We start from the raw sequence: 12,944 nt of genomic DNA on the forward strand, positions 1-12,944 counted from the left end.
CAAGCTTTACGCGGCCGGCTTTCCTTAGCGTTGAGCTACACCACGGCTTTTCGGCAGAGAGAAGAATTCTGATGACCATCAACACCGCCGCAGATGTGGCTGCCTCCGTTGAAACCCTCGAGGCGATCCTTGAAGCCTTCAACGACCATGACCTGGACGCCATCATGGAGTTCTTCACCGACGATTGCTCCTTTGACCTGGCTCAAGGCCCCGCGCCCTGGGGACGCAGACTGATCGGAAAGAAGGCGCTCCGTGAGGCTTTCGCGGCCCGGTTCGCAGCCATGCCGGACGCCCATTATGCGGCCGACCGGCACGCTGTCAGCGGGGACTTCGGTGTCTCGGAATGGCTCCTGACAGGCACCACCGCTGACGGGCAACAGCACAGCGTGCGCGGCGTGGACCACTGGGAATTCCGCGGGACCAAAGTGGCCCGCAAGGATGCGTACCTGAAGTCAGCGTGAAACCCAACCGAGAGGAACACCATGAAGATTTTGATCGTCCTGACGTCGCACGGGCAATTGGGGGATACCGGACGCGAGACCGGTTTTTGGCTCGAGGAATTGGCGGCGCCTTACTACGCCTTCAAGGAGGCAGGTGCTGCGATCACGCTGGCCTCGCCGGCAGGAGGCCGCCCGCCGTTTGATCCCGCCAGCGCCGGGCCGGATTATGAAACGGACAGCACACGGCGTTTCCTTGCCGACCGGGATGCCTTGGCCCAGCTGGGGCGGACTGTGAAGCTCTCCGAGGTGTCGCAGGAGGACTTTGACACGGTCTTCTATCCCGGCGGGCACGGAGTGGTGTGGGACCTGTCCGAGGACCCGGACTCCATCGCCCTGATCGAAAGCTTTGCCCATGCCAACAAGCCCGTAGCTCTCGTTTGCCACGCGCCGGGAGTCCTGCGGCACGTGAAGGACGCCGACGGCCGGCCGTTGGTTGAAGGCAGGAAAGTTACCGGATTCACCAACTCGGAGGAGGAAGCCATTGGACTCACGGAGGTGGTGCCGTTCCTCCTCGAGAACGAGCTCACGGCCAAGGGCGGACTCTTCTCACGCGGGCCGGACTGGGGTTCCCATGTGGTCCAGGATGGCCTGCTCATCACAGGGCAGAATCCGGAGTCGTCCCGCGCAGCAGCAGAGGCGCTGCTCCAGGAACTGAGTGTGCGGCTGCCTTAACGCCAAAACGCGGGTCCGCTGCCCAGTACGCCGTTGCGGAACGGCGTTTTGGCAGCGGACCCGCGTGGTCGTCCGTTCACCGACGGACGAGGCCCCGCACGCAGGCGGAAGCAAGGCCTTACTTCAACACGATCGTCCTGTTCCCATTCAGGATGATCCGCCCTTCGCAGTGCCAACGAACGGCGTTGCTCAGTGCCTTGCATTCCGTGTCCCGACCGGCGGCTACGAGATCGTCCGGTCCGAACGTGTGGTCCACCTCCACTACCTGCTGCGAGATGATCGGTCCTTCATCGAGCTCGCCGTTGACGTAGTGCGCGGTAGCGCCCACGGTCTTGACGCCTCGTGCATAAGCCTGGTGGTACGGCTTGGCGCCCTTGAAGCTCGGAAGGAACGAGTGGTGGATGTTGATGGCCCGGCCGTCCAGCTTCCGGGCAAGGTCGTCGCTGAGTACCTGCATGTAGCGGGCGAGCACCACGAGCTCCACGTCGAGTTCGTCGATGATCTCCAGCAGGCGTGCCTCGGCGGCAGGCTTGGTGGCGGCGGTGACAGGCACATGGAAGAACGGGATGCCGTGCCACTCCGCGAGGCCCTTGTGGTCGAGGTGGTTGGACACAACACCCACCACGTCGATGGGGAGTTCGCCGATACGCGCCCGGAACAGCAGGTCGTTGAGGCAGTGGCCGAACTTGGACACCATGATCAGCACTTTGCGCTTGTAGCCCTGGCGCTGCAGCTGCCAGTTCATGGAGTATTTCTCGCCCACGGGGGCGAAAGACGCCCGCAGCGCATCCACGGTGGAGTCGTCGCCGTCGGACGCGAAATGTACGCGCATGAAGAAGTGTCCTTCCGCGCGGTCGCCGAACTGCTTGTTGTCGATGATGTCGCAGCCGTGCTCCAGCAGGAACCCGGAGACCGCGTGCACAATGCCGGGGCCTTCGGGGCAGTCCAGCGTGAGCACGTGTTCCACGGTTGTCCCCGCGCCGGAAGCAACGGCGGTTTCGGATTGGATGGCAGTCATGGTCAGCACTCCACTACGTTGACGGCGAGTCCTCCACGGGAGGTCTCTTTGTATTTGGATTTCATGTCGGCTCCGGTTTCCCGCATGGTCTTGATGGCCTTGTCCAGGGAAACCTTGTGGCTGCCGTCGCCGTGCAGGGCAAGGCGGGCGGCGTTGATCGCCTTGACGCTGGCGATCGCGTTCCGTTCGATGCACGGGATCTGCACCAGCCCGCCCACGGGATCGCAGGTCAGGCCGAGGTTGTGCTCGATGCCTACTTCGGCTGCGTTTTCCACTTGCCCAGGCGTTCCGCCCAGGACCTCGCACAGGCCTGCCGCGGCCATGGAACAGGCAGAGCCCACCTCGCCCTGGCAACCGACTTCGGCGCCGGAAATCGAGGCATTGATCTTGAACAGGATTCCGACGGCGGCCGCCGCCAGCAGGAACCGCACCACACCGTCGTCGTTCGCTCCCGGAACAAACTTGGTGTAGTAGTGCAGCACGGCCGGCACGATTCCCGCCGCACCGTTGGTTGGTGCGGTGACAATCCGGCCACCTGCCGCGTTTTCTTCGTTCACGGCCAAGGCGAACAGGTTCACCCATTCCATGGCCAGCAAGGGATCGCTGCCGCTGGAAGCGTCAGCCCCGGCCAGTTTCTTGAACAACGACGGCGCCCGTCGCTTGACCTTCAAGCCTCCGGGCAGGATTCCCTCGGCCGAGCAGCCGTTGTCCACGCACTCACGCATGACGGCCCAGATGTCCAGGAGACGTTCGCGCAGTTCCTCCTCGGACCGCCAGACCAGTTCGTTGGCCAGCATGATGTCGGAGATGGACTTGCCTTCGCGTTGACAGAGGGCAACCAGCTCATCTCCCGAGCTGAACGGGTAGGGCAGCACCGTGGTGTCCGGTACCACCTTGTCCGTGCCGGAGGCGTCACCGTCCACCACGAAGCCGCCGCCAATGGAGTAGTAGCTCCGCTCCCGCAGCACCGCGCCGCTGTGGTCCAACGCACGGAAGGTCATGCCGTTGGGGTGGGCGGGCAAGGACTTGCGGCGGTGGAGGACCACGTCCTCTTCCCAGTTGAAGTCCACCCGGTGGCTGCCGTCGAGGCGCAGCTCGGCGTCCAAGGCAGCCGCGGCCACCTGGTCGTCCGCGGTACGCGTATCCACGGTCTCGGGGGAGTGGCCCTGCAGTCCCAGGACCACCGCCTTGTCCGAGCCGTGGCCCCGGCCGGTGGCGCCCAGGGAGCCGAAAAGCTCGGCCTGGACGCGCACCGTTGCCGGGAGTTGGCCGGACGAAACAAGTCCGTCCGTGAACTGCTTTGCCGCCCGCATCGGGCCAACCGTGTGTGAGGACGACGGCCCGATGCCAACGGAAAACAGATCAAGCACGCTAAGTGCCATTACGGGACCTCAGGCGACGCGTACTCCCGCATTGAATCGAGGAGCCAGCGTCCCAGGAAGTCGGCGAAGGAGGCACGCGGGAAGATCCGGAAGGTGTCCTCACCGGTCTTCCACAGGACCACCGGGATGTGCCCGATTTCCGTGGACAGGGCGGTGCCTGCCTTGAGGACCCGCGGGTGCAGGTCCAGTGCGCAGCTCTTTTCCAGGACTGCGCGGGCGCGGCTGCCGGAGAGCTCGAACGTGGTGCGGTTGGCGGACAGGTCCACCACCTGGCCGGAGTCCGTGCCCAGGGCGGACGTCAGGTCGCCCACCAGGGATCCACCGAGCGAGTCGTGGGACTCTTCGGGGGCAATGACCAGGAATTCGGTGGGGCCGAGCCACACGGTGCTGATGGCACCGGAGGTGACCACCTCACCGGACGTGGCAGGCAAGCCGCCGGTTACGGACGCAACCCGGGTGCCGGCGTCGGACGTCCTGTCCACCCGGATGCCCACCTGTGCCTGGTAGGGGATTTCGTGGAGCGTGACCGAGCCGGCCACGGAACCGGAGACGAAGGCGTCGGCGAGGTGCTGTGCCGGGCTGCGGCGGGCCTCACGAACGCGGTCTGCGTTTACGGGTTGTGCGGGAGTTGCTGTCTCAGCCATCTTTGCGGGTCCCTTCAGCATCGAAAAGTACGGTTTCGCCAACAACCACGTCCACCAGCTGGTCGCCCACGGAAGCCTGGAGGGTCTCGCCGATGCGGTTGCGGCCGTTGTGGATCAGTGCCAGGCCGAAGGAACGGCCCAAAGCGGCGCTGTGGTAGCTGGAGGTCACGAAGCCTTCCATGGGAACCGGGCCGTTCGCGGGGTTGACCGCGATGCCAGCCTCCACCAGCTGGGTGCCTTCGGGCAGCTTCAGCGAGTGGTCCACGGGAAGGACACTCACCAGGTGCTTGCGGTCCTCGCGCTTGGAATCCTCGCGGAGGTAGGAGCGCTTGCCGATGAAGTCCTTGGCCTTGGAGACAATCCATTCCATGCCGGCGTCCTGCGGGGTGACCGTGCCGTCGGTGTCCTGGCCGACGATCGGGTAACCCTTTTCGGCGCGGAGGACGTGCATGGTTTCCGTGCCGTACGGGGTGATGTTGAACTCGGCACCAGCGGCAGCAACGGCTTCCCAGGTGTTGAGTCCGTACCAGGACGGAACGTTGATTTCGTAGGCCAGTTCACCGGAGAACGAGATCCGGCAGACGCGGGCCTGCACGCCGGAGGCCAGCGTGGTCTCGCGGAACGTCATGAACGGGAAGTTCTCAGCTTCCAGGCCACCGTTCTCGGCGAGCTGCGGTGCCACCTTGGCGATCACTGCGCGGGACTTGGGACCGACGACGGCGATGGTGCTCCACTGTTCAGTGACAGAGGTGAAGACGACATCGAGTTCCGGCCATTCCGTCTGGTGCCACTCTTCGAGCCAGTCCAGCACCTTGGCTGCGCCGCCGGTGGTGGTGGTCATGAAGTAGGTGTCCTCGTCCAGGCGCAGGGTCACGCCGTCGTCGAAGATCATGCCGTCCAGCGTGCACATCACGCCGTAGCGGGCCGATCCCGGAGCGAGCTTCTTGAACGCGTTGGTGTAGACGCGGTTCAGGAATTCACCGGAGTCCTTGCCACGGATCTCGATCTTGCCGAGGGTGGTGGCGTCCATGAAGCCCACGGAGTCGCGGACTGCGGCGCATTCGCGGAGCACCGCGGTGTCCATGTCCTCGCCGTCCTGCGGGTAGTACCACGGGCGCTTCCACTGTCCGACGTCTTCGAACAGGGCACCCTGGGCAACGTGCCACGGGTGGATCGAGGTAACGCGGGCGGGGTCGAAGAGCTCGCCGCGCTGGCGTCCGGCCAAGGCTGCGAAGGCCACCGGGGTGAACGGTGCACGGTAGGCCGTGGTGCCGATCTCGCCGATGCCCGGAACTGCGTCCGCGCCGCCGTACTTGAGGGCTGCGGCGATGACGCCGATTGCGTTGACGCCGGAGGTCTTGCCCTGGTCGTTGGCGGTGCTGATGGAGGTGTACCGCTTGACGTGCTCTACCGAGCGCATGCCGGCGCCGGTGGAGCGAAGGACATCCGCTACGGACTGGTCGCGCTGGAAGTCGACGAAGTGGTTGTGCCACTCACCGGGCTCGCCTTCCTGGGCGGGAACCAGCCACAGCTGGCGGGTCGGTGCGGATGCGACGGGGACCTTGACCTCGGACGGAGTGACGGCGGATTCGAAGCCGGCGGCGATCGAAGCGGCCGCACCGGCGGAGATGCCCTCTGCCAGGCAGTCCTGCAGTTCGTAGCTGCCGCGGCCTGCGCCAACAACCTGCTGGTTGCGGACCACGCTGGACGGGATGAAACCGGCCAGGTCGTCGTCCCAACGCAGCTTGCCTTGGCGCTGGCTGTGGAGGTGCACCACGGGGCTCCAGCCACCGGAGACGGCGAGGACATCGGCGGCGATCTGCTCGACGCCCGAGGTGAGTTCGCCGTCGTCGTTGATGCTGCGGACGGTCACGCCGTTCAGGCGACCGGCCTCATCAGCGCTGGTATCGGCAACTGCGCTGCCGATCAGGACCCGGAGGCCGGATTCGACGGCGGCTGCGGCCTTTTCGCTGATCTGCGGACGGGCGTCGACGACGGCGGCAACCGGCACGCCTGCTGCCTGCAGGTCCGCGGCGAGCAGGTAAGCGGAGTCGTTGGTGGTGCTGATGACAACGCGCTGGCCGGCTGCGACGGCGTAGCGGTTGAGGTAGGTGCGCACGGCCGAGGCGAGCATGATGCCCGGGCGGTCGTTGTTCTCGAAGACCAGCGGACGCTCGTGGGCGCCGGGGGCGAGGACCACCTGTGCAGCACGGATGTGCCAAATACGGGTGCGGGAAACACCTGGGGCGGCAGGAACACTGAGGTGGTCCGTGCGGTTCTGGGCTGCGATGAAGTAGTTCGAGTCGTAGGAGCCGAAGGCCGTGGTGCGGTGCAGCACCGTGCATTCCTCGGCGGAGACCAGCTCTGCTTCAACATCGGCAACCCACTCCAGGGCGGGCTTGCCTTCGATCTGCTCGGCGAGGCCCTCAGCCGTGGAACCGGAAAGCAGCGAACCGCCGAGTTCGGGTTGGTCGTCGATCAGGATGACGCGGGCACCGGTGCGAACGGCTTCGCGGGCTGCTGCGAGGCCTGCAACACCGCCGCCGACCACCAGGACATCGGTGTGGACGTACTTCTTGTCGTACTCGGCCTTGTCCTCGGCCGGGTCAAGCTTGCCCAGGCCGGAGAGCAGTTCGATGCTCTGCCCGTCCACCAGGGACACCGCCGTGGCCGGGAGCATGGATTCGGCGACGTGGCCGGGGAAACGCGGAGCGATCTTGACCAGTGCGTTCGGCTCCTCGACCCCTGCGGCGACGATCCCGCGGGGGCGGTCCTCGTACAGGGAGTTGCCGGCGTTGACGTGGCCGTTGGCCAGGAGGGCCGAAGCGATGGTGTCGCCGGGGTGGCCAACGAATTCCTGGCCATCCACGGTAAACCGCCAGGTGATGCTGCGGTCGATGCGGCCGCCTGTGGCGAGGCGGGCGTTCTGGCTTGTCACTTCTGGGCTCCTTCCGGGGAGGTGGATGTGGTGGGGGCGCCGGGGGCGAGGCCGGATGCGCCGGCTTGGCCTGCGGCATTGTCTGCCGCGAGCTCCGGGCGAGGCGAGCCCATCGCGTAGATGGAGTGGATGTCATAGCTCACGGTGTCGCGGAGCATGTTGAACCACTGGCGGCAGCCGGTGCTGTGGACCCAGCGTTCGGCGTAGGTGCCCTTGGTGTTCTCGCGGTAGAACAGGTACTCAGCCCATTCCCGGTCCGTGAGGTCGTTCGGGTTTTCCGGGTAGGGGACGTGAGCCTGTCCGCCGTAGTGGAATTCGGTTTCGTCGCGCGGCCCGCAGTTGGGGCATGAGATAAGAAGCATGTCCGTGCCTTCCTTAGTGGGCCACGGCTGCGGCGCCGTGTTCGTCGATCAGGGCACCGGTTTCGAAGCGTTCCAGTGCGAAGGGCTTGTTGAGCTGGTGCGGTGCGCCCGTGGCGATGGTGTGGGCGAAGGTGAGGCCCGCTGCCGGGGTGCCCTTGAAGCCGCCCGTTCCCCAACCACAGTTGACGAACATGTTCTCCACCGGAGTGACGCCCACAATCGGGGAGGCGTCCAGCGTGGTGTCCACGATGCCGCCCCAGGTACGGAGGACGTGGGCCCGGGCGAAGATCGGGAAGAGTTCAACGGCAGCTGCCATCTGCTCTTCGATCACGTGGAAGGACCCGCGCTGGCCGTAGCCGTTGTAGGAGTCGACGCCGGCGCCCATCACCAGTTCGCCCTTGTGCGCCTGTGAGACGTACACGTGGACGTGGTTGGACATGACCACCGTGGGGTGGACGGGTTCGTGGAGTTCGGACACCAAGGCCTGCAGCGGGTGGGACTGGATCGGCAGGCGGAAACCGGCCATCTCGGCCAGCACGGAGCTGTGGCCGGCAGCGCACAGGCCCACCTTTTCGGTGTTGATGGTGCCGCGGGTGGTCTTGACGCCGGTCACGCGGTTTCCGTCCTTGATGAAGCCGGTGACTTCACAGTTCTGGATGATGTCCACGCCCAGCTCGTCGCACTTGCGGGCAAAGGCCCAGGCCACGTGGTCGTGCTTGGCGATGCCTGCGCGCGGCTGGTACGTGGCGCCCATGACCGGGTAGCGGATGTTGTCGCTCGTGTTCAGGATGGGGCAGAGTTCCTTGACCTGGTCCGGCTCCAGCCATTCAGCGTCCACACCGTTGAGCCGGTTGGCGCCTACGCGGCGCATGCTCTCACGGACATCGCCCAGGGTGTGCGCGAGGTTCATCACGCCGCGCTGGCTGAAGAGGAAGTCGTACTCGAGTTCTTCCGGAAGGATCTCCCACAGTTTGAGGGCGTGCTCGTAGATGGCAGCGCTCTCGTCCCAGAGGTAGTTGGACCGGATGATGGTGGTGTTGCGGGCCATGTTGCCGCCGGCCAGCCAGCCCTTTTCCAGGATGGCGATGTTGGTCATGCCGTGGTTCTTGGCCAGGTAGTAGGCCGTGGCCAGGCCGTGCCCACCGCCGCCGACGATCACTGCGTCGTACGACTTTTTGGGGTCCGGGTTGCGCCAGAGGAAGTCAGGGTGTTCGGGGAGGTGGTCGACACTCACTGGGCTGCTCCAATCATTTCTGCTTCGAGTACGGATTCGGCACCGGTGCCGTTGGTGGAAAGGTGCGGGTACAGGGGGAACTTGTCCGCCAGCGCCGTGACGCGGCTGCGGAGTTCGACGGCGGTCGCCTCGTCCAAGGTGCCGGTGCTCGCCGAGGCGATCAACGCCGTCGCAATGATGTCTGCGACCTCCGTGAATTCACCGGCGCCGAAGCCGCGGGCGGCGAGGGCAGGGGTGCCGACGCGGAGGCCGGAGGAGACCATCGGCGGGCGGGGGTCGAAGGGGACGGCGTTGCGGTTGACCGTGATGCCGATGTGGTGCAGCGCGTCTTCGCCCTGCTGGCCGTTCAGTTCGGAGTTGCGGAGGTCAACCAGCACCAGGTGGACGTCGGTGCCGCCGGAGACAACGGAGATACCTGCCGCTGCCACGTCGTCCTTGAGGAGGCGCTGGGCGAGGATCTTGGAGCCTTCGAGGACGCGGGACTGGCGCTCCTTGAACTCCGGTTCCGAGGCGAACTTGAAGGCTACGGCCTTGGCTGCGATCACGTGCTCCAGCGGTCCGCCCTGCTGGCCCGGGAAGACTGCCGAGTTCACCTTCTTGGCGATGTCGGCATCGTTGGTCAGGATCACGCCGCCACGGGGGCCGCCGAGGGTCTTGTGCGTGGTGCTGGTGACGATGTGGGCGTGCGGGACCGGGCTCGGGTGCAGACCTGCAGCGACCAGGCCGGCGAAGTGTGCCATGTCCACCATGAGGTACGCGCCAACGGAATCGGCGATGCGACGGAACTCGGCGAAGTCCAGTTGGCGGGAGTACGCGGACCAGCCGGCCACGATCAGCTGTGGCTTGTTCTCCAGTGCCAGGCGCTCCACCTCGGCCATGTCGATGGTGTGGGTGTCCTCGCGGACGCTGTAGGGGACCACGTTGTAGAGCTTGCCGGAGAAGTTGATCCGCATGCCGTGGGTCAGGTGGCCGCCGTGGGCCAGGTTGAGGCCCATGATGGTGTCGCCGGGCGTGATCAGCGCGTGCATTGCCGCGGCGTTGGCCTGTGCTCCGGAGTGGGGCTGCACGTTGGCGTATTCTGCGCCGAAGAGCGACTTCAAGCGGTCGATGGCGAGCTGTTCGATCACATCAACGTGTTCGCAGCCGCCGTAGTAGCGCTTGCCCGGGTAGCCCTCGGCGTACTTGTTGGTGAGCACCGAGCCCTGGGCCTCCATGACGGCCGTGGGGGCGAAGTTCTCCGAAGCGATCATTTCCAGCGTGGACTGCTGGCGGATGAGTTCCTGGGCGATCGCCTGATCAACCTCCGGGTCCGCCTGGGCGAGCGGGCGGATCAGCGGTTCAACCATGGTGTTCTCCTTTGAAGTACGTGTGATTGCTGACTATTAGCCAACTGATATATTAGAATTATTGCCATAGTATGTTGGACATCACATAGTCGTCAACAGGTCTGCGGCAACTTATCCAGCAGGCCGATGGCGACCATCCGGGGAGAAGGCAATGACTACAGCACTGGAAGCTTTGGAAACAGCTCCGCAGGGTACATCCCTGGCGGAGAACGCCTACCTGCTCCTGCGCGACAGGCTCATCATGCTGGACATCAAACCGGGCGACCCCATCAACGACGGACAGATCGCCACCGAGCTCGGTATCGGCCGCACGCCCGTCCGTGAAGCGATCAAACGACTGGAAAGCGACCACCTGGTGGTGTCCTACCCCCGTCGCGGAACCTTCGCCACCGGCGTGGACATCACCCAGCTCGCCGAAGTCTCCGAAATCCGTGAGCTCCTGGAGCCCCTCGCTTCCCGCAAGGCCGCACGCATGGCCAGTCCGGCAATGCGTGCAGAGCTCCGCGACGTTGCTGCGGCCATCCGGGATCTCGAAGGCCAGGATGCCTCCTCGCAGGAACTCATGCGTTACGACATCCAGGTCCACCGGCTCATCTACAAAGCCTCGGCCAACGCGCACCTTGAGGACGTCCTGATCCGGTACGACAACCTCGCCACCCGCATCTGGTGCCACATGCTGGAGAAGATGCCCTCGGTCTCCGGCCACATCTCCGAGCATGCGGATCTCCTCACCGCCATTGCCGACGGCGACGAAGAGCGCGCCGCCAACCTGGCCCTGCATCACGTGGTGAGCTTCGAAGAGACCATCCGCAAGGTCCTCTAACCGACCCTCTCTCACCAAACCGCCCGTTCTGGCGGACGCTCTCTCACGGAACCGCCCTTCCTGTCGGACGCTCTCTCACCAAACCGCCCTTTTTGGCGGTCCCTCTCTCACCGATCGCCCCTTATGGCGATCCCTCTCTCACCGAACCGCCTGTTCTAGGGGTCCCTCTGTCCCGTCCCTGGCGGAGGCGCCATCCTCTGCGCGCTCGGTCTTCCTCCCTTAGGCGCGCGTTGCCGGATGCCCCCGCCTACCAGCCTTCCCTCACCAAACCGCCCGTAATGGCGTTCCCTCTCTCGCCGATCGCCCCTTATGGCGATCCCGCTCTCCCGTCCTCGGGTGGTTGGCCCCTGGCGTACGACGTCGACACCCGCCTGGGTGCCGACGTCGAGCGTTCTTGCCGTTGAGAGAGCGTTTGGGCGGGTGGGGGTGTTTGGTGGGAGAGCGTTTGGCTGTAGGGGGTGTTTGGTGAGAGAGCGTCGGTGGCAACTGAGTTGATTTTAATGCAACAAGTGTGATTTCCCCCGGTTTGCGGTCTTGAATGCCGCGCCTCGCTCTTTACGGTCGGAACTCAATAAAAACTTTCGAAAATTTAGCCCTTGACCGTGGCGTCGCTCACACATAATCTGGTGCAACAGCGTTGCGTTGAATGCAACCCAAATGATTTTGGTGGACACATGAGCAATGAATCCTCTGTGGCAGCCGAGCAAACGACCGCTCTCGGCGCCAAGACCACAAACAACCACACAGTCAGCAAAGACACTCGACGACGAGTTGTCACTGCGAGCTTCATCGGCAACTTCGTCGAATGGTTCGACTACGCCGTTTACGGCTACCTTGCCGGCATCATCTCCACAGTCTTCTTCCCGGAATCCGACCGGCAGACCGCACTCCTGGCAACGTTCGGTGTCTTCGCCGTGAGCTTCTTCGTTAGGCCGCTCGGCGGTTTCATCTGGGGCCACATCGGAGACAGGCTTGGCCGCAAGCAGGCACTGAGCCTCTCGATCCTGTTGATGTCCATAGCCACGTTCTGCATCGCCCTCATACCCGGGTACGCCACCATCGGCGTGATGGCCCCCATCCTGCTCCTGCTGGTCAGGGTGGTCCAAGGCTTCTCGGCGGCGGGGGAGTACGCCGGGGCGTCCGCCTTCCTCGTGGAGTATGCGCCGGCCCATCGGCGCGGACTCTATGCCGCCGTCGTGCCTGCAAGTACCGCAGCGGGACTGTTGCTGGGTTCCTTGCTGGCCGCCCTGCTGAGTTCAGCCATGACGCCCGAGCAGCTTAATGAGTGGGGCTGGCGCTTGCCGTTCCTGCTTGCGGCTCCTATGGGCCTGATCGGCAGGTACATCCGGACCAAGCTTGAGGACACTCCAGCGTTCCGCGAGCTCGCCGACCAGGATCACGCCGTGAAGGCGCCCGCGTTCGCGATGTTCCGCCTCTACAAGCGGCAGTTGATCATCGCCACCGGTGCGGTGCTGCTGAACGCCGTCGGTTTCTACGTGATCCTCAGCTACATGCCCACGTATCTGTCGGAGGAACTGGGGTTCGGTGCCACGGAGTCGTTCCTGGCCACGACCATTGCCTTGGCGAGCTACATCGGGTTTATCTTCCTGACCGGTATCGCATCGGACAAATTCGGCCGGAAGCGGATGCTCCTCACGGCGTCCATCCTCTTCGTGCTGCTGACCGTGCCGGCGTTCATGCTGCTGGATACGCGGAACTTCCTGGTGATCGTGCTGGTGCAGATCCTGTTGGGCGGCATGCTGACCCTCAACGACGGCACCCTGCCCAGCTTCCTCGCCGAACTGTTTCCCACCAAGGTCCGCTACACGGGATTCGCCGTGAGCTTCAACCTCTCCAACGCCCTGTTCGGCGGCACCGCCCCGTTCATGGCGACCCTCCTGATCGGCTTGACGCACAACCAGTTGGCTCCCGGCTGGTACCTCGTAGCCGCCTCCATTGTTTCCCTGATCGCAGTCCTCTTTGCCGCGGAGACTTCCAAGAAACCCCTGCAGCAGGACTGACAAA

11 protein-coding genes are annotated in these 12,944 nt (G+C 64.6%); 4 read left to right on the forward strand and 7 right to left on the reverse strand.

Annotated elements, in window-relative coordinates; genetic code table 11:
• The first annotated feature begins 71 nt into the window (after window positions 1–71).
• On the forward strand, window positions 72–461 hold the full coding sequence (locus ACIPY3_RS10450) for a nuclear transport factor 2 family protein (protein WP_400333529.1): 390 nt from the start codon (window positions 72–74) through the stop codon (window positions 459–461).
• Between the two features lie 21 nt (window positions 462–482).
• Window positions 483–1,172, forward strand: coding sequence for a type 1 glutamine amidotransferase domain-containing protein (locus tag ACIPY3_RS10455; protein ID WP_400333531.1), 690 nt, complete (start codon window positions 483–485; stop codon window positions 1,170–1,172).
• Window positions 1,173–1,290: 118 nt separating this feature from the next.
• Here the strand turns inward: ACIPY3_RS10455 and purU are convergent, their stop codons facing one another.
• From purU to glyA, 7 genes are read right to left on the reverse strand one after another with little or no spacing between them, the layout of a single operon-like run.
• Complete coding sequence (purU, locus tag ACIPY3_RS10460) at window positions 1,291–2,190, reverse strand: formyltetrahydrofolate deformylase (protein WP_400333533.1); 900 nt, start codon at window positions 2,188–2,190, stop codon at window positions 1,291–1,293.
• A 2-nt stretch (window positions 2,191–2,192) separates the two neighbouring features.
• The gene (locus ACIPY3_RS10465; protein WP_400333535.1) at window positions 2,193–3,572 is read right to left on the reverse strand and encodes an L-serine ammonia-lyase; all 1,380 of its coding nucleotides are present in this window, start codon (window positions 3,570–3,572) and stop codon (window positions 2,193–2,195) included.
• A complete protein-coding gene (locus ACIPY3_RS10470) occupies window positions 3,572–4,216 on the reverse strand; it encodes a sarcosine oxidase subunit gamma (protein WP_400333537.1) in 645 nt (214 codons plus the stop codon). The genes ACIPY3_RS10465 and ACIPY3_RS10470 overlap by 1 nt, the downstream gene beginning before the upstream one ends.
• A complete protein-coding gene (locus ACIPY3_RS10475) occupies window positions 4,209–7,154 on the reverse strand; it encodes a 2Fe-2S iron-sulfur cluster-binding protein (protein WP_400333539.1) in 2,946 nt (981 codons plus the stop codon). Before ACIPY3_RS10475 ends, ACIPY3_RS10470 begins: the two co-directional genes overlap by 8 nt.
• A complete protein-coding gene (locus tag ACIPY3_RS10480) occupies window positions 7,151–7,516 on the reverse strand; it encodes a sarcosine oxidase subunit delta (protein WP_400333541.1) in 366 nt (121 codons plus the stop codon). Before ACIPY3_RS10480 ends, ACIPY3_RS10475 begins: the two co-directional genes overlap by 4 nt.
• Before the next feature lie 13 nt (window positions 7,517–7,529).
• Entirely contained in the window at window positions 7,530–8,750 is a 1,221-nt protein-coding gene (locus ACIPY3_RS10485) for a sarcosine oxidase subunit beta family protein (protein WP_400333543.1), read from the reverse strand.
• A complete protein-coding gene (glyA, locus tag ACIPY3_RS10490; RefSeq protein WP_400333545.1) occupies window positions 8,747–10,096 on the reverse strand; it encodes a serine hydroxymethyltransferase in 1,350 nt (449 codons plus the stop codon). The genes ACIPY3_RS10485 and glyA overlap by 4 nt, the downstream gene beginning before the upstream one ends.
• A gap of 151 nt (window positions 10,097–10,247) precedes the next feature.
• Between glyA and ACIPY3_RS10495 the strand changes: the two genes are divergently transcribed.
• Entirely contained in the window at window positions 10,248–10,919 is a 672-nt protein-coding gene (locus ACIPY3_RS10495) for a GntR family transcriptional regulator (protein ID WP_400333547.1), read from the forward strand.
• A gap of 674 nt (window positions 10,920–11,593) precedes the next feature.
• Window positions 11,594–12,940, forward strand: a complete 1,347-nt coding sequence (locus ACIPY3_RS10500) for an MFS transporter (protein ID WP_400333549.1) — start codon at window positions 11,594–11,596, stop codon at window positions 12,938–12,940.
• The last annotated feature ends 4 nt before the right edge of the window (window positions 12,941–12,944 follow it).

The organism is Paenarthrobacter sp. NPDC089714 (assembly GCF_044748905.1).
Taxonomy (GTDB): Bacteria; Actinomycetota; Actinomycetes; order Actinomycetales; family Micrococcaceae; genus Arthrobacter.